Below are 15,202 nucleotides of genomic sequence, written 5' to 3'. Positions count from 1 at the left end.
GGCATCGGCCTTGCTCAATCGAAACCGCCGGAGGTGAAGCATGAAAACGACGATCGTGATACTGATCAGCGCGTGCTTGCTGGTGGGTGTGTCGAGCTGGGCGCAGACGAGCGCGCCCGTGAGCCCGGGCACCACGGAAGGATCGGCCCCCTCGACGCCCCCGGCCAACAAGCCCGAGGTGGGGACCGCGCCGGCGAATCCGCCGGCCCCGGCGCCCGGCCAGCCCGGCTCGGCCACGACACCCGGCGCCCCGAGCGGCCCCGGGACGAGTGCGCAGGACAGGCCGGGTAGCCCACAGGGCCAGCCCGTCCCGCGGAGCCAGGATCAGCCCGTGACGCCCCTGCCTGGGACGCCGGGACGGCCTGCCGATCAGGTGGTCGGCGAGACGAGGGTCTTCGGCCTCACCCCGATGACGGCCCTGATTCTGGGGGTCGTGTTCGTGGGCATCGTCATCGCGCTCGTCGCCATGAGCGCGCGTGGGGATCGCGAGGTCATCGTCGACCGGCGGGTGGAGCGTGACGTGGAGGTCTACGACCGGGATCGCGACCGGCCTCGCAAGATCTCGTAGCTCGGCTCGGGCGATCCTGCCCCACAGACTCGCGCGCGGCTCCCATCGGGCGCTGCGCGCGAGTCTGCTGTTCTTCCGTGACGCGGCCGGCGCAGCCGCCCACGCGCTCCCGAACCCGCGATGCAGGCTGGCACCCCGTTTGCTCGGCCCCTTCCAGGAGGTAGCTGCCCATGGCCGCCGTTCGGAAAGGCATCATCACCTTCGGGCTCGTTTCCATCCCGGTCGACCTCCACGTCGCCGCCCGGTCCACGACCCTCGATCTCGATCTGCTTCACGCCAAGGACGAGAGTCCCATCGAGTATCGGCTCTACTGCTCCCGGGAAGACCGCCCGGTCGGCCGAAAGGAGGTTGTGAAGGGCTACAAGGTCGATGGCGGCTACGTCATCGTCGGAAAGGAGGACTTCGAGAAGGCCGAGCGCGCGACCACCCGGGCCATCGCGGTGGTCCAGTTCGTCGACCAGGCTGCCGTGGATCCGATCTACCTCGAACGCTCCTATTTCGTGGGACCCCAGAAGGACATGGAGAGGCCCTACGAGGTGCTTCTCAGGGCGCTCCAGAAGACCGCCAAGGCCGCGGTGGTGACCTTCGTGATGGCGAACCGCCAGCAGTACGCTCTCCTGCGGCCGTCAGGCGACGTGCTGGTCCTCCACACGCTCTACTACGCTGACGAGGTTCGCACATTCGAGGCCGACTGGTCACGCGGCAAGCCCCAGGCCCAGGAAGTGAAGTTCGCCGAGCAGTACATCGACGCCTTGGCCCAGGAGTTCGAGCCCCGAAAGCTTCACGATGAGTATCGGGAGACGCTGCTGGCGATCATCAAGGCCAAAGCCGCCGGGGAGGCGATCGAGGTGCCCGAGGTCGCGAGGCCCGCCGCCAAGACGGTCAACCTGATGGAGGCGCTCCGGGAATCGCTGGAGGGGGTGCGGAAGCCGCTGGGGAAGGCGGCCGGGCGAGCCCGCGGGGCCGAGCTCGAGAGACGTCCGACGCGGCGTCGGCGCCAGCGAGCGCGACCGAAGGCGGCCTGACGACCCGGGATGGGCGTGAATCGTGGGCCGCGCGCCACCGGCCGCCCTTCCGGGCAGATCCGCGACCGGCGGGCGCCTCCCCTGGCGCCCGGTGCTCCCGGGCGGCGCCGGCACGGGTCTTGCTCCTGAGCGGGGGAACTGGGTGCTGCATGCGTCGGATCGGATGGGGTGTACGATCAAGAGTGAGAAGCGAGGAAGTGAACTCCGACGAGCGGCCTGAGGGGTCGGGTCCGGTGCCGCCCAGAGTGACGGACGATGAGGTGCCCGAACTGCCGCCAAGACCGACTCGTGGCGAATACGTGGTCGAGCGAGACACGGCAGTGGATGACGATGCGATGCCAGGGTTGCGGGTGGGTCGACACCTGCCCGCTCGAAGCATGGTACCGGCTGCCCACCGAGGAGTCTCGTAGGAAACGTCGCCCCGCCTGACTCGTGAGAGGGGGCCTCGCCGGCCCCCTCTCTCAGACCAAGCTGCCCGGCTCGGCGGTTCGTCGACGGAAGCGGTCCCGGGATTGGCTCACGCGGCCTGCTCGCGGGCCCCCTGATCCGCCGCCTCCTTTTCGGTTCCCTGCCAGCCGCACCGCGCACAGCGGAGCGTTGTCTGCGTTCCCTTGTCGGTCCAGCGGGTCAGGGCCACCGCGATCTCCTGCGGCCGCCCCTCGATCTGGCAGCGCGGGCACATCCTCATCGCGCCTTTCCTCTCTCGTGAGGGCGACGTCGGCGAGTGCGTCGACCCAAACCGCCAGGGCTGAAGTGCAACCGAGGTGCCGAGGAGCCGGGCCGTCAAGTCACGCGGGGCGGGAGACACCAGAGACCCGATGGCCGCCAGGCAGCCGGCGGAGCCGCGGCTCCGCTGACGGGGATGAGGCGCGCGCACCCGAGAGTCGGTAAGGCTTGCCTAGCCCCGGATGGCCGGCTCGACGGAAGAGGAGACCTCGAACGCTCGTACGGACAGGCACTTAGCCGTAGGCCCTTGATTGGCACCCGATTTGCCCTATGCCGGGCGGCCCCCGGGGACGTTCGAGGGGCCAGGAGAGGAGCGTCGGATGCTGATGAGTGTGATGTCGAGAAAGGAACGTGACCTGACGCCGCGCGAGAACGAGGTGCTGAGGCTGGTCGCCGAAGGCTGGACCTCGAAGGAGATCGCCAGTCACCTCGGGATCAGCCCGAAGACCGTCGAGGTCTTCCGCCAGAACCTCCTCCGGAAGGGCGGCGCCAAGAATTCCGTCCAGCTCGTCCTGACCGCGCGGGCCCGCGGGTGGCTGGGTTCCGCGGAGCCGGTGGCGCAGACCTGAGAGGACGGCCGGCGGCGCGTGCTTACCGCGCGGGGCCCGGGGCGGCGGTGGCCGGACTGCCCGGGGTCGTGCGAACCGGCCCGACGGGCGTGGAGCGGATGATCCGCTCGAGAATCCGCACGAGGCGGGGATCGTAGGCCTGTTGACCGGCCTGTCGCAGCACGGCCAGCGCCCGGAGGGCGGGCAACGGCCGCTTGTGCTTCCGGAGCGTGGTCATCGAGTCGTAGGCGTCGGCCACTCCGACGATCTGACTGAAGGGGTGGAGCTCCCAGGTCGTCGACACTGACGGGTAGCCGAGCCGATCTTCCCGGATCTGGTGTTCGAAGGCCACGATCATCGGGATCCGGTTGAATCCAGGAATACGGCTGAGCATGTCGGCGCCCCGGAGGGGATAGCGGCGCATGACGGCCCACTCGGACTCTTCGAGTGGCCGGCTCTTCTGCAGGATCTCCACCGGAATGGTGATCTTCCCCAGGTCGTGGAGGATGGCCGCGACGGCCAGCTCACGCAGGTCGCCGTCCGGCAGCCCGAGCATGGCTCCGATGCTGATCGACAAGACGCACACGTTCACGGAGTGATAGAGCGTGTACTCGTCGTAAGACTTGATGTTGGCCAGCCTCAGCACCAGGGAGGGGTCGGCCAGGATCTGTTCCAGGATGGCCGAGGTGAGGACGCGTAGGGACGAAAGCTGCTCCACGGTGACCGGCTCCCGCCGGAGGATCCCCGCCTCGACGGTGCGCAGCATCTCCACCGCTCCGAAGTACGCGCGACGGGCCATGACCTCGCTGGTCTGCTCCTCGCGCTTGGCCGGGGGCTCGAGGACGATGTGGGTCACACCCTTCTTCTCGGCCCAGCCAGCGACGTCGGCCGGGCTGCCGCTGCCGAGGATCTCGGCGAGCGCTTCGATCTCCGTCTCGGTCACGCCGTAGTGGAAGATGATCGCGCCGATGCCGCGCTCGGCCTGGCAGACCTCCAGGAACCGGCGGTACATCATGCTCTCCCGGGGGAGGATCCGGTTTCCCGCGATCAGGAGGTCGCCGAGGAAGCGGTACTCGAGGGCGCTCTGGTACTCGAGGCAGCCGGCCAGCGCCTGCAGGAACCCCTGCTGGGCGCGCTGGATCTGAGGATGCCGGGACGGGTAGAGGCCGGCCAGCCGGAGCAGGCCGTTGAGCTGGGCGAAGACCTGCTCGATCTGGTCACGCGGCAGCTCGCTGATCGACGCCATCAGGCCTCCCGGGCGCCGGCTGGCGCCGGCCCCATCGACTTGATCGCCTCCTCGGCGAGGCCCCGGACCGTCAGCTCGTTTCGCTGCCAGGGCCAGAGGCGGCGGCTGGCGATCGCCTCCAGGACGGCGCGGGCCTCCGGGCTCGCGATCGAAGCCAGCGCCGAGATCATCTCGCGCTTGACGAGCAAATCGGACGCGGTCCGGGTCGGGGTGGCCAGGAACTCACGGAGCGGACCCACCGCCGCCGCGTCCATCAGGTTTCCGAGGGCGCGGATCGCCGTGAGCCGTACCTCGCCGTCGGGGTCCGCGAGGTACTCGAGGAGCGGCTTCATCGCTCGCTTGCCGCCCAGCGTCGCCAGGGCTCGAGCCACCTCGCGGCGGACATGGGGATGGTCGTAGCGGGCCACCTTCTCGATAGCCTCGAACGCGGAGGCATCGCCGATGCGGGCGAGCAGCGCGATCATGGCGCGGGCGACCAGCCACCGGCTGTCACCCACCCAGGCCCGGATGGCGGACGACGCGCCGGGCCCGACCGCGGCGAGGACGTCGAGCATCCGGCTGCGAGCGGCGCTGTCCTGATCCTCGGCGTAGACGCCGATGAACTCCCCGATCGCCTCCGGACCCAGGATCCGGAGGTACTCGGCGCCGCTCGGAACGTCGTCGGGACTCTCGCTTCGGCGCAGAAGATCGGCGAGCAGCAGGATGTGCGAGCGCCCCGAGAGGCGCCGGTGGAGCAGCCCCAGGCGCCGCTGGTGCTCCACCAGCCACTCCGGCCGGAGGCGATCGGCCTGGCCCAGGGACTGGAGGATGCGCAGGGCGAGAGCGAGCCGGTCACGGGACAGGGCCTCGGCGACGGCCTCCTCGAGCGCGTCCACCAGAAAGACGGGATAGGCCTCCGCCTCCGTCTCGCCGATCAGGTGAAAGAAGACGCTGATGCTGTGCCCGAGGATGTGTTCCGGCGCGCTGCCCTCCCGCGCGGCGTCGCGGAGCTTCAAGAGCCCGGGATCGTCGTCCGTGATGAGAGCCTCGATCGGCGCGGTGGCGACCTCCTTCTCGGCCAGCGCGTCTTCCAGGCTCTCGGACAGCCGAGCCTTCTTCCATTCCTCGGCCGGGAGGGCTTCGATGTCGGCCCGAAGAGCCTCCAGGGCATTGGCCGGTATGAGCCCCGCCAGCTCCGCGAACTCGTCGCCCGAGAACCGGGTGAGGAGGTTCACGACGTTGAGATCGGTCCGCACGGCCGGCATCAGCCACGCGCTCACGATCGTCGATCGCAAGGGGTCCGGGAGCGACACCAGGGACTCGTTCAGGGTGCGATAGCGGATCTCCCGATCCGGCTCGATCTCGATGAGCGGAATGAGCATCTGCACGGCGCGGAAGACGATCTCGGCACGGTCGCCGGGATGGCTCAGCTCGTGGAACCACGCGGAGAGCCGCAGGCGGTCGTACGTCAGCGTCCGGAAATCCTCGGCCAGCGCCTCGAGGATGGTGTTGACCAGGCCCTCGAGGAGATCGAGGCGGCTCCCGGCGAGGACGGGTCCGCCGGCCACCCCCGTGCCTTCACCCCACAACGGCCCCCGCAACGTGATGTGGACGACGTTTCGCTGACCGAGGAGGGTCGGGAGCCCGCCGGCGGCTTCCACGTCCTGCTGTCTCATGTTGAGGCACTCGAGGAACTCCTGGAGCTCCCAGGACTCCACGCCGGGGTCGATGGCCATCTCGGTGATCCGGCGGGTCTGCAGCTCGAAGCGGAAGGCCTCGAGCGAAGGGTCACGGGTAATTAGCTGGCCCCCATCCCACTCGAAGCGGCCGGGAGCGATGCGGAGGAGTCCCGGGAGCCCCTCTTTCTGGGCATTCTCGAGAGCCCGGTGAAGGCGCTGGAGCCACTCGGTGGCCAGCGGGTTGCCGGCCGGGTAGAGCTGGACGGCCTTCTTGGCCCCCAGGAATTCCTTCAGGAAGCCTTCGACGATCTGCGGGAGCTGCGAGGTCGTCATCGCTACCTCTCGGGGAGGCCGGGTCGACGGCGCCCCCAGGCTCGGATCGGGGGGCATTGTAACAGACCCCGGAGATCGGCGGAAATAAAGGGCTCCGAGCGCGGCCGCGGTTCCCCCCTGCGGCCTCGGCTTGACACCTCGGAACGGCCTGGGCTACAAAGAAAGCCAGCGTGTCCAGCGCCCGACCGACCCGCCGCGCGCCCCGGGTTCGCCGCGGCCAGCCCGATTATGCCGCCCTTCCCACCGAGCAGGCCAATCGCCGGACCCGCCGCTTGGACCGGATGCGGCTCTTGGCGCTGGTGGCGACGATCACCGCCGAGGACCGGCGGGCGGCGGCCAGCGTGGCCGCCGTGCGGCGGCCGCTCACGCGGGCGGTCGAAGCCGTGACCACCGCGCTCCGCGACGGCGGCCGCCTCATCTACGTCGGGGCCGGCACGAGCGGACGGCTCGGCGTCCTCGACGCGGCCGAGTGCCCTCCGACTTTCGGGGTCCCACCCGGGCGCGTCGTCGGGATCATCGCCGGCGGTCGCCGGGCGCTCTGGCGGGCGGTGGAGGGAGCCGAGGATCGGGCCTCCGACGCCCGCCAGGCGGTGGCGCGCCTTCGGGTGGGACCTCGGGACGTCGTCTGCGCGATCTGCGCGAGCGGTGTCACGCCCTTCGCGCTGGCGGCCCTCACCGCGGCGCGACGACGCGGGGCGCGAACGGTGGCGGTGACCTGCGCCCCGTCGCCGCGGCTCCAGGCCCTGGCCGAGATCACGATCGCGCCGCGGGTGGGGCCTGAGGTCGTGGCGGGCTCGACCCGGATGAAAGCCGGCCTCGCCACCAAGATGGTCCTCCACACCCTCACCACGGCGGCGATGGTCCGGCTGGGGAAGGTCTACGGCAACCTGATGGTCGACGTCCGGCCCACGAATCGGAAGCTCCGGGCCCGCGCGCTCCGCATCGTCGGCGCGCTGACCGGCCTGTCGGCCCTCACAGCCGGCGCGCTCCTCCGACGGGCCGGGGGGCGTCCGAAGGTGGCGATCGTCATGCATCGGCGGCATGTGTCCCGGGAGACGGCGCGGCGCCTGCTCCGCGCGCACGGCGACGACCTCGGCGCGCTGGTCGGGGATTCCCGCCGTGCGCCGGCCCGGGCCGGGACGCGGTCCTGATGCCGAGCATGGCGGCGCCGGTCTTCCCGATGGAGCCCCGGTGAGCCTCGACCCCCTGGCGGCGTTCGTGGCCCTCCGCGGGGTGAGCCCGCGGCGGATCGTGGGGCTCATGTCGGGCACGAGCGCCGACGGCGTCGACGCGGCGCTGGTCGAGGTGGAAGGGGCGGGCGAGACCACGCGCATCCGCGTCGTCGCGTTCGCCACCCACCCGTACCCGTCCTCGCTCCGCAGTCGGGTGCTCGCGCTCGGCGAAGCCACGGCCGAGGAGCTCCTCCGCGCCCACTACGAGGTCGGAGAAGAGTTCGCGCGCGCGGCGCTCATGGTCATCGGACCGGCGCAAGATCGGGGCCTCGCCGTTCACCTGATCGGCTCCCACGGCCAGACCGCCCGCCACCACCCCCGGTCCGCCTCCACCGGTGGCCGGGGGGCCACCCTCCAGGTCGGCGAGCCGGCCATCATCGCCGAGCGGACCGGCCTGCCCGTGGTGGCGGACTTCAGGCCACGCGACGTCGCCGCCGGCGGGGAGGGCGCCCCGCTCGTGCCGCTGGTGGACTGGCTCCTCTTCCGGAGTCCCGGGCGGGTCCGGGCGTGCCTGAACCTTGGCGGCATCGCCAACGTGACCGTGCTCAGCGACGGTGCGGCGGACGTGCGCGCCTTCGACCTCGGGCCGGCCAACATGCCGCTCGACCTCGTGGTGTCGGCCTGGACGAGCGGCGCCGAGACGTTCGACCGCGACGGAACCCGGGCCGCCTGCGGGCGGGTCGACGGCGACCTCGTGCGGGAGCTTCTCGGTCACCCGTTCCTGACCGCCCGGCCGCCCAAGTCTACCGGGCGCGAGACCTTCGGCGCGGCGTTCGTGCGCCCCCTCCTGGACCGCTTCGCCGGTCAGGAGGCCGATCTCCTGGCGACCCTCACGCGCTTCGTGGCAGAAGCGGTCGCAGACGGGCTCCGGCGTCACGTCCCACAGCGGATCGACGAGGTGCTCGCCTCCGGCGGGGGTGCCCGAAACCGGACGCTCATGGGAGCCCTCGGCGAAGCCCTGGCGCCCGTCCCCGTGCGGTCGCTGGAGGAATTCGGCATGGATCCCGAGGCGAAAGAGGCGGTGGCGTTCGCCGTGCTGGCGAACGAGACCCTCTTCGGCCGGCCGGGAAACCTTCCCGCCTCGACCGGCGCTGCAGGGCCTCGGGTGCTGGGCAAGATCGTCCTGCCCTGACGACACGCCATCGCCGACCGCTGAAACGTCCATTCCGAGCGGCGCCTTCTGCCGCCGCACCGGAACACCCCTCCGATCTCGACTCAGAGGTCCGGGAAGAGCAGGGGCTGCTCGACGGCCGACCGGCGTCGGCGCGGTCGGGCGCGGGTGGCCGCCGGAGGCTTGGCCCGTCGCGGCTTCGCGGGCTTCCGCGGCTTCCGGCGCCGCCCGGGGACTTCCGTCCAGGCCTTCTGACGGGCGATCTTGTCTCCCTGCTTGATGATGAGGAGATCGACGAGCCGCGCCAGGGGATGCTGGAGGAGGGTGAGGTACTTCAGCCAGTAGCGGGGCGTAAAGGCCAGGGTCCGCATCTCATCGAGGGCCAGGGCGAGGGCGGCGCGGTCTCCCTTGCGCCCGGCCAGTCGAAGCCGTTCGAGGACGCGAGCCTGGTTGGTGCGGCCGCCGTCGGCGGTCATGCCCTCACCGGCGCTCGCTGCCGCGAACATCGGGCGGGGCCGGCTCACCGGCGTTTCTTCGGACCGGCGGTGGGATCGGGTCCGTGCGAATGGAACCGGGCCGAGACCCGAGCAGCCCTAGGACGCAGGGAGGAGGCGGCTCGAGGCGTATGCCGCATACGTTGAGAGCCGCCGACGACCGAGGACGACGGGATGCGACGGGGATCGGCCCGGGCCGGCTCACCGGCGTTTCCGATCGCGGCGTATGATCCGCAGAGCGCCGCCGGCGACGAGCGTGACGGCGACGACCGTCCCCAATGCCTGCTTCCAGCCGAACCCCGGATAGCCACCGATTCCGATGAGGTCGGCCGTGAGCGAGACGACCCCGAGGCCCGTGCCGACGACGAGCGCGACCCAGTCCCAGGCGGGCATCCGACCTCCCTGCTCAACTGGATACTAGCATGCGCCCGGGATGGGGCCTCCCGTGGCCGCAGCTTGGCGATGAACGGGTCCCAGTGTAGACTGGCCGTCGCCGCCGCGCGCTGCGACAGGGCCGGCGAGGACGTGTCACCACCAGAGATATCGGGCACCCCGAGCGCCGGGTGCCGAGGGCTCACGCATGACCTCGATCGGCTTCATCGGCATCGGCAACATGGGCCTCCCCATGGTCACGAACCTCCTCGGGGCCGGCTACAAGGTGGAGGTCTTCGACCTCCGCTCCGAGGCCCTAGAGGCGGCAGCGGCTCGGGGCGCCTCGACCGGGAAGTCCGCCGCCGACACGGCGGGCCGCGTCGAGGTGCTCATCACCATGCTGCCGAACTCGCCCGACGTGGAGGCCGCCTACCTCGGTCCCAACGGCATCCTGGAAGGAGCGCGGCGGGGACTCACCTGCATCGACATGAGCACGATCGATCCCGCGACGACGCGCCGGGTGGGGGAACGCCTGGCCGCCGCCGGAGTGCGGCTTGTGGACGCGCCGGTCTCGGGTGCGGTGCCCCGCGCCGTCGAGGGCACACTGACCATCATGGTGGGCGGTGAGACCGCGCTGGTCGAATCGGTCCGGCCCATCCTGAGCACGATGGGCCGGAACGTGATCCATGTGGGTCCCCTCGGCTCCGGCGAGGTCGCCAAGATCTGCAACAACCTGATCGCCGGGGTCTCCATGATCGCGGTGGCCGAGGCGTTCACCATCGGCATCCGGGCCGGGGTGGACCCGAAGGTCCTCCACGACGTCATCGCCAAGAGCTCGGGCGACTGCTGGGCCCTCCAGCACAATTGCCCGGTGCCGGGGCTCGTTCCGAAGGCCGCGTCGAACAACGGGTTCGCCGCCGGGTTCATGACGGACCTGATGGCCAAGGACCTCTCGCTGGCGCGGGCGGCGGCGCGCGACCTCGGGACGACGTGCTTCACGGGCGGGCTGGCTCACGAGCTCTACACCCTGGCCAGTCGCCACGGCCTCGGACGGAAGGATTTCTCCTCGGTCATCCGGCTCTTGACGGGCTCTCGGGAATAGCAGCCCTCCCTCCGCCGACCCACGGGTGCCGGTTCCGGCCGGCATGGTCCTTGCCTCTCACGGTAGGGTCGGGGAGGAGGTCTTGCCATGACGCAATGGGTCATGCTCGGTTTCGTGGCACTGGTCCTGGCAGCAATGGTGGGGCCGGGAGACCCGGCCGCCGCGCAGGAGCCCCGTGGCGAGCTGGGTGTCACGGCCCCGTCACCCGCGCCGCCGACGCCCGAACTGGGGCTCCAGCGCACGCTGCCCCTCGAGCAGCGCCGAGGGCGGGAGCAGGACTTCTACTTCGATCCCCCCAAGGCGCGCTATGAGCCGGCGTTCATCACGCCGTTCGTGGCCACGGTACCCACCGGGAAAGAGACCGGGGTCCGGTTCGGTCTGAGCGGCTGGACGGCGCCGGCCGTGCCCTTCGACATTCCGCAGAACAGCGGAGGTGTCGCCTTCGGGCTGACGTTCCAGTGGGGCGTCCCGCTCGGCGAAGCCCAGCCGGCCGCCCCCGCTTCCATCGATCAACGCTAGCGTCTTTCCCGAGACCAGCCGACGCCCCCGGCGGTCGCGAGCCGGGGGCGCGGAGTGACGCGGCAGAGGGATCGACCAGCGAAGTCCGGGTCAGCCTTTCGCCAACCGCTCGATCTCCCGCTTCGAGAGTCCTTCGATCCGGCTGAGCAACGCCTTGACCCGCCGCTCGGAGGTGTGGTCGGCGAGGATCAGGCGTTTCGATCGCGTTCCGTTCACGATGAAGGCGACCCAGTCGTCGAGGCTGGCCGTCCCGCGCCACTGAATGACGAGACCACTTGCCTTGAGCTTCTTGCGGCCTTCGGACTTGGCCAGAGGCTTCCGCGGGACATCCATGAAGTTCCTCCAAACGCGACCGTATGACTGAAGAGGGCGACGCAACGCAGAAGGCGCCGTCAACGCTCTCTATAAATCTTCAGTGGCCCACTCGGTGTCAAGAGTTTGTTTCACCAATCGACATGCGCCTGTCCACTCACGACGTCGTCCACAGCGAGGATTGATCCGGTGTTCATGCTGGCGGTCTCCACGGATTCCGATCTGTCGCGGCGCGGCAGGGAGCGCGCACCTCAGAGGCGCGCCAGACGTGGCGACTGTGAGACGGTGGATGGCGGTGGATAAGTGGATAAGCCTTCGCCGTGTCCGGGGGGCCGTGGATCGCGCGCGCGACGAGGCGAGGGTGTCCGCGACCGTTGACAGACCCGGGCGGGCCTTCGTAGAGTTTCGCCGACGAGCCCAGAGGCCGCCATCATGAGCTCCGACCAGTTCGCACGCGATCTCGAGACGCTCGCCCAGGTGAGCCGCGAGCTCACGGCGACGCGTGAGCTCGTCGAGGTCATCGCGCGGATGGCCGTCGCCGCGCGCCGATTCTTCGGGGTGCGCCGGGTGGCCGTCTTCCTCCGCGATCCGCTCGCCGACACGCTCGCGTGTGTGGCCTCGGCCGCCGACGACGGGCCGACCGGGTGGGTCGGGCGCGTGCTGCCGGCCGGCGTCGGCGTGGCCGGCCGCGCGGTGACCGAGGGGCGGCCGGTCTGGTCGCGCGATCTCTCGACCGACTCCCGGATACCCGTGGCCGACTGGCTGCGGGAGCGCCTCGCGGCGGAGGGTCTCCGGTCCGTGGCGGCGGCCCCGCTGGTGGCCGACGGTGAGACCCTCGGCGCGCTCGGGCTCCTCGACGGGCCCGGGCGGATCTTCAGCGAGACGGACCTCCAGCTCCTCGGTGTCCTCGCCGGTCACGGCGCGATGGCGGTGCGGGAGGCCCGGCGCGCCGAGCGGCCCGGGTGAGGTCGCGGAAAAAAGCTTTGACAAGGCCGCTCGGGGAGGGCAGGGTATCGTGAGCTTCGGGACCGCCACCGGATCGCAAAGGGGAGGGTGCCATGAACGACGCCAAGCTCGCCGACCTGGCCAGGCGCCTCGAACGCCTGGAAACCGCGAATCGGCGTTGGAAACGGCTGGGGATGCTGTCGCTGGCCGGGCTCGCCACTGTCCTGGCGATGAGTCAGGGCGTGCCGCGGGCGGTCGCCACGGCCCCCGAGCCGCCGCTCCCGCTGCCGAGGAAGGCGGCTGATGTGGTCGAGGCGCATCAGTTCGTCTTGCGGGACAAGAGCGGCGTGATACGCGCGACGCTCGCCATGTCGAAGGACGGCGATCCCGTGCTGATGTTCCTCGACCCGGACGAGCGGATTCGCGCGGTGCTGGCCCAGTCGGAGCTCCACCTCTCGGGCGCGAATTCGAGCACCGCCGTCAAGGTGATTGTGAACGCGGACGGGCGACCGGCCCTGCGCCTCGAGAAAGACGGGAAGCTCCGGGCCGTGCTCGGCATGACCGCCGACGGGGTCCTGGCGCTCGGTCTCTACGACCAGGAGGGAAAGGGGCGGGCCCTGCTCGACGTGAGCGCGGACGGCTCGCCGGGCCTCGCGCTCTTCAACCAGTCGGGAAAGGTCACCTGGTCGACGGCGCGTTATGTTTGGGAGGGGGCCTCGACGGCCCCCTCCCACACCCTCCCCCAGGAGATGGGTTGCGCGGGCGAAGCCCGCGCTCGGAGCGGAACACCCACCCTCGGCGGTCGGGTAATCGCGTAGCGCCTGGTTGACCCGAGGCTCCGAGGGACGGGAGCGGCAGCCGGGTGGTCAGCGGGTGAGCAGTTCCTTGACGGGAGTGCCGAGCCAGCCCGCTTCGCGCTTCTCCCAGTACAGCGCGCGAAGCCGGGTGGTGAGGGGACCGGGTCGGCCGCTCTGAAGCGCACGGCCGTCCACCTGACTGACCGGCATGATCCCGCCCGCGGTCGAGGAGAGGAAGGCCTCGTCCGCGGACCGTAGAGCGTCGGGCGGGAGATCGCCCTCGCGTGTCGCGAGGCCGACCTCGGCGGCGAGCTCGAAGACGGTTCGCCGGGTGATCCCCTCGAGCACGTTGGTCCGCGGAGTCCAGAGCGTCCCGTCCTTGATCAGGAAGAGGTTGAACCCGGGCCCCTCGGTCAGGTAGCCGTCGGGCGCGCACAGCACCCCCGTGTCGCCACCCCGGTCCAGAGCCTCGAAGAGGGCGCGCTCCAGATCCATCCAGTTGAAGTTCTTGATCCTCGGGTCGATGGCCTCGGTCGGCGTCCGCCGGTTCGGCGCGATCACGAGGTTGATCCCGCGCGCCTGCTTCTCGGGACTGATGATCCAGATGTACGGCAGCGCGAAGCCGATGAACCGGTTGAGGCAGTGCCGGGGATCGCGGTCGGCGAGGTCGGCGAACCGGCCCCGGGTCACGATCATCTGGACGTAGGCGTCCTGGAGCCCGGCGCGGTCCACGCACTCGGCCAGGATGCGCTCGAGCTCGGCCGGCGGGTGCGGGCACCGGAGGCGCATGCCGCCGCACGAGCGAAGGAACCGCGCGACGTGGTCGTCCAGGCGGAAGAACACGCCTTTCCAGACCGACACGGTGTCGTAGACCGCGTCGCCGCGCGTGAAGCCGACGTCGAAGATCGAGATTCGGGCCTCGTGGGCCGGGACGTATTCACCGTCGATGAACGCGATGCCGTCAGCCATTGCGCCTCCTTCGACTTTCCGCCATACTCGGGAGCCGCAGCGAGCCTACCACACCCGCCCGGGACAGAGGGAGTGGGATGCGAACGATCCGGATCGGCCACAGCCCGGACCCCGACGATGCCTTCATGTTTTACGCCCTCACGCACGGCAAGGTGGAGATCCCCGGTGTGCGCATCGAGCACGTCCTGGAGGACATCGAGTCGCTGAACCGGCGGGCCGCGACCGGCGAGCTGGAGGTGACGGCGGTCTCGTGCGCCACCTACCCGGCCATCGCCGATCGTTACCGGATCATGGATCCCGGCGCGTCCATGGGCAAGGGGTACGGTCCGATCGTCGTGGCGCGGCGCCCATATGCCGAGCGCGCCCTCCGGCGGAAGGCGATCGCGGTCCCGGGCCTCGGCACGACGGCTTACCTCCTGCTCCGGCTGGCCCTGGGCGACCCCCCCGTCATCGTGGTCGCCTTCGACCAGATCCCGCGGGTCGTGCGCGAGGGACAGGCTCACGCCGGGGTCCTGATCCACGAAGGCCAGATCACGTATGCCGCCCTGGGGCTCGTCAAGGTGCTGGACCTCGGGGAGCGCTGGACGAAGGAGACCGGGCTGCCCATCCCGCTCGGGATCAACGTGACGCGCCGGGATCTCGGCGAGACGCTGGCGGTGCAGCTGTCAGAGGCGCTGCGGGAGTCGATCCGGTACGCCCACGCGTATCCCGACGAAGCGGTCGGCTACGCCATGCGCTACGGGCGCGGGATTGACGCCGAGACCTGTCACCGGTTCGTCCACATGTACGTGAACGACTATACGGTGACGCTCGGCGACGAGGGCCGGCGCGCGCTGGAGACGCTCTACCGCCGCGCGGTGAAGGAGCTCCTCCTGGAGGCCATGCCTCCGCTCGACCCGCTGTAGGTCATGGGAGGGGGTCTCGACGACCCCCTCCCAAGCCCACCCCCAAGGGGTTGCGGCGGCAAAGCCGCCGCTCGGAGCGCTGCCTGATGCGGTGCGCGGCTCGTGGTGAGCTGCCGGGTTCGAGTCGTCGGGGTGTCGTCATCAGGGGGTTTCCTGCTCGGGGTGCACGGACCCCGCGTCAGCGGGCGTGGACAGGCTCGTAGAGGGTGGTGCGCTGGACGGGCTGGAAGCCGGCCTCGCGGATCAAGGTGGCGATCTCCTCGATCTCGATCGTGTTGACGTAGTCGGCCGCCTTGTGCACGTTCTCCTCGAGGAGCGTGCCGCCCCAGTCGTCGGCGCC

19 protein-coding genes are annotated in these 15,202 nt (G+C 70.5%); 10 read left to right on the top strand and 9 right to left on the bottom strand.

Features of this window, described 5'->3' with window-relative positions; all coding sequences use genetic code 11:
• Nucleotides 1-237: hypothetical protein (locus tag VGW35_06525; GenBank protein HEV8307307.1), on the bottom strand; the 237-nt coding region annotated here is incomplete at its 3' end.
• 94 nt (nucleotides 238-331) lie between these two features.
• Between VGW35_06525 and VGW35_06520 the strand changes: the two genes are divergently transcribed.
• Both VGW35_06520 and VGW35_06515 read left to right on the top strand, forming a co-directional pair.
• On the top strand, nucleotides 332-568 hold the full coding sequence (locus VGW35_06520) for a hypothetical protein (protein HEV8307306.1): 237 nt from the start codon (nucleotides 332-334) through the stop codon (nucleotides 566-568).
• Nucleotides 569-738: 170 nt separating this feature from the next.
• On the top strand, nucleotides 739-1,593 hold the full coding sequence (locus VGW35_06515; GenBank protein ID HEV8307305.1) for a Ku protein: 855 nt from the start codon (nucleotides 739-741) through the stop codon (nucleotides 1,591-1,593).
• A 517-nt stretch (nucleotides 1,594-2,110) separates the two neighbouring features.
• Here VGW35_06515 and VGW35_06510 read toward each other — a convergent pair.
• Complete coding sequence (locus VGW35_06510; protein ID HEV8307304.1) at nucleotides 2,111-2,281, bottom strand: hypothetical protein; 171 nt, start codon at nucleotides 2,279-2,281, stop codon at nucleotides 2,111-2,113.
• A gap of 358 nt (nucleotides 2,282-2,639) precedes the next feature.
• Between VGW35_06510 and VGW35_06505 the strand changes: the two genes are divergently transcribed.
• Nucleotides 2,640-2,888 carry a LuxR C-terminal-related transcriptional regulator gene (locus VGW35_06505; protein ID HEV8307303.1) on the top strand — a complete coding sequence of 83 codons (249 nt, stop codon included), beginning with the start codon at nucleotides 2,640-2,642 and terminating at the stop codon, nucleotides 2,886-2,888.
• A gap of 22 nt (nucleotides 2,889-2,910) precedes the next feature.
• On the opposite strand, the gene VGW35_06500 is transcribed toward VGW35_06505, so the two are convergent.
• A complete protein-coding gene (locus tag VGW35_06500; GenBank protein HEV8307302.1) occupies nucleotides 2,911-4,113 on the bottom strand; it encodes an HD domain-containing phosphohydrolase in 1,203 nt (400 codons plus the stop codon).
• On the bottom strand, nucleotides 4,113-6,104 hold the full coding sequence (locus VGW35_06495; GenBank protein ID HEV8307301.1) for a HEAT repeat domain-containing protein: 1,992 nt from the start codon (nucleotides 6,102-6,104) through the stop codon (nucleotides 4,113-4,115). Before VGW35_06495 ends, VGW35_06500 begins: the two co-directional genes overlap by 1 nt.
• Before the next feature lie 170 nt (nucleotides 6,105-6,274).
• Between VGW35_06495 and murQ the strand changes: the two genes are divergently transcribed.
• On the top strand, nucleotides 6,275-7,255 hold the full coding sequence (gene murQ, locus VGW35_06490; GenBank protein ID HEV8307300.1) for an N-acetylmuramic acid 6-phosphate etherase: 981 nt from the start codon (nucleotides 6,275-6,277) through the stop codon (nucleotides 7,253-7,255).
• Between the two features lie 40 nt (nucleotides 7,256-7,295).
• The gene (locus tag VGW35_06485) at nucleotides 7,296-8,468 is read left to right on the top strand and encodes an anhydro-N-acetylmuramic acid kinase (GenBank protein ID HEV8307299.1); all 1,173 of its coding nucleotides are present in this window, start codon (nucleotides 7,296-7,298) and stop codon (nucleotides 8,466-8,468) included.
• An 83-nt stretch (nucleotides 8,469-8,551) separates the two neighbouring features.
• On the opposite strand, the gene VGW35_06480 is transcribed toward VGW35_06485, so the two are convergent.
• Nucleotides 8,552-8,971 carry a hypothetical protein gene (locus VGW35_06480; protein HEV8307298.1) on the bottom strand — a complete coding sequence of 140 codons (420 nt, stop codon included), beginning with the start codon at nucleotides 8,969-8,971 and terminating at the stop codon, nucleotides 8,552-8,554.
• 171 nt (nucleotides 8,972-9,142) lie between these two features.
• Nucleotides 9,143-9,334, bottom strand: a complete 192-nt coding sequence (locus VGW35_06475; protein ID HEV8307297.1) for a hypothetical protein — start codon at nucleotides 9,332-9,334, stop codon at nucleotides 9,143-9,145.
• A 187-nt stretch (nucleotides 9,335-9,521) separates the two neighbouring features.
• Between VGW35_06475 and mmsB the strand changes: the two genes are divergently transcribed.
• Together mmsB and VGW35_06465 are read left to right on the top strand one after the other, a co-directional pair.
• Entirely contained in the window at nucleotides 9,522-10,415 is an 894-nt protein-coding gene (gene mmsB / locus VGW35_06470) for a 3-hydroxyisobutyrate dehydrogenase (GenBank protein ID HEV8307296.1), read from the top strand.
• 87 nt (nucleotides 10,416-10,502) lie between these two features.
• Nucleotides 10,503-10,934 (top strand): hypothetical protein, encoded by a 432-nt coding sequence (locus VGW35_06465; GenBank protein ID HEV8307295.1) that lies wholly within the window; start codon nucleotides 10,503-10,505, stop codon nucleotides 10,932-10,934.
• A gap of 90 nt (nucleotides 10,935-11,024) precedes the next feature.
• Here the strand turns inward: VGW35_06465 and VGW35_06460 are convergent, their stop codons facing one another.
• Entirely contained in the window at nucleotides 11,025-11,267 is a 243-nt protein-coding gene (locus VGW35_06460) for a hypothetical protein (protein HEV8307294.1), read from the bottom strand.
• Between the two features lie 411 nt (nucleotides 11,268-11,678).
• Here VGW35_06460 and VGW35_06455 point away from each other — a divergent pair, with 411 nt between their 5' ends.
• On the top strand, nucleotides 11,679-12,212 hold the full coding sequence (locus tag VGW35_06455) for a GAF domain-containing protein (protein ID HEV8307293.1): 534 nt from the start codon (nucleotides 11,679-11,681) through the stop codon (nucleotides 12,210-12,212).
• A gap of 92 nt (nucleotides 12,213-12,304) precedes the next feature.
• On the top strand, nucleotides 12,305-13,009 hold the full coding sequence (locus VGW35_06450; GenBank protein HEV8307292.1) for a hypothetical protein: 705 nt from the start codon (nucleotides 12,305-12,307) through the stop codon (nucleotides 13,007-13,009).
• A gap of 48 nt (nucleotides 13,010-13,057) precedes the next feature.
• Here the strand turns inward: VGW35_06450 and VGW35_06445 are convergent, their stop codons facing one another.
• A complete protein-coding gene (locus VGW35_06445; GenBank protein ID HEV8307291.1) occupies nucleotides 13,058-13,957 on the bottom strand; it encodes an aminotransferase class IV in 900 nt (299 codons plus the stop codon).
• Between the two features lie 77 nt (nucleotides 13,958-14,034).
• Here VGW35_06445 and VGW35_06440 point away from each other — a divergent pair, with 77 nt between their 5' ends.
• Nucleotides 14,035-14,862, top strand: a complete 828-nt coding sequence (locus tag VGW35_06440) for an MqnA/MqnD/SBP family protein (GenBank protein HEV8307290.1) — start codon at nucleotides 14,035-14,037, stop codon at nucleotides 14,860-14,862.
• A gap of 178 nt (nucleotides 14,863-15,040) precedes the next feature.
• Here VGW35_06440 and VGW35_06435 read toward each other — a convergent pair.
• A partial coding sequence (locus tag VGW35_06435) for a hypothetical protein (GenBank protein ID HEV8307289.1) occupies nucleotides 15,041-15,202 on the bottom strand: 162 nt, incomplete at its 5' end.

This window comes from Candidatus Methylomirabilota bacterium (assembly GCA_036005065.1).
In the GTDB taxonomy this organism is placed as follows: domain Bacteria; phylum Methylomirabilota; class Methylomirabilia; order Rokubacteriales; family DASRDR01; genus DASYQW01.
This window is presented reverse-complemented; position numbering and strand designations above follow the sequence as displayed.

What these genes read in the sequence shown, in the direction of transcription:
- VGW35_06500 (HEV8307302.1), bottom strand. Translation starts at nt 4,113, where the DNA reads ATGGCGTCGATCAGCGAGCTGCCGCGTGACCAGATCGAGCAGGTCTTC.
- VGW35_06510 (HEV8307304.1), bottom strand. Translation starts at nt 2,281, where the DNA reads ATGAGGATGTGCCCGCGCTGCCAGATCGAGGGGCGGCCGCAGGAGATC.
- VGW35_06450 (HEV8307292.1), top strand. Translation starts at nt 12,305, where the DNA reads ATGAACGACGCCAAGCTCGCCGACCTGGCCAGGCGCCTCGAACGCCTG.
- mmsB (HEV8307296.1), top strand. Translation starts at nt 9,522, where the DNA reads ATGACCTCGATCGGCTTCATCGGCATCGGCAACATGGGCCTCCCCATG.
- VGW35_06515 (HEV8307305.1), top strand. Translation starts at nt 739, where the DNA reads ATGGCCGCCGTTCGGAAAGGCATCATCACCTTCGGGCTCGTTTCCATC.
- VGW35_06460 (HEV8307294.1), bottom strand. Translation starts at nt 11,267, where the DNA reads ATGGATGTCCCGCGGAAGCCTCTGGCCAAGTCCGAAGGCCGCAAGAAG.
- VGW35_06475 (HEV8307297.1), bottom strand. Translation starts at nt 9,334, where the DNA reads ATGCCCGCCTGGGACTGGGTCGCGCTCGTCGTCGGCACGGGCCTCGGG.
- VGW35_06440 (HEV8307290.1), top strand. Translation starts at nt 14,035, where the DNA reads ATGCGAACGATCCGGATCGGCCACAGCCCGGACCCCGACGATGCCTTC.
- VGW35_06465 (HEV8307295.1), top strand. Translation starts at nt 10,503, where the DNA reads ATGACGCAATGGGTCATGCTCGGTTTCGTGGCACTGGTCCTGGCAGCA.
- VGW35_06455 (HEV8307293.1), top strand. Translation starts at nt 11,679, where the DNA reads ATGAGCTCCGACCAGTTCGCACGCGATCTCGAGACGCTCGCCCAGGTG.
- VGW35_06505 (HEV8307303.1), top strand. Translation starts at nt 2,640, where the DNA reads ATGCTGATGAGTGTGATGTCGAGAAAGGAACGTGACCTGACGCCGCGC.
- VGW35_06445 (HEV8307291.1), bottom strand. Translation starts at nt 13,957, where the DNA reads ATGGCTGACGGCATCGCGTTCATCGACGGTGAATACGTCCCGGCCCAC.
- VGW35_06495 (HEV8307301.1), bottom strand. Translation starts at nt 6,104, where the DNA reads ATGACGACCTCGCAGCTCCCGCAGATCGTCGAAGGCTTCCTGAAGGAA.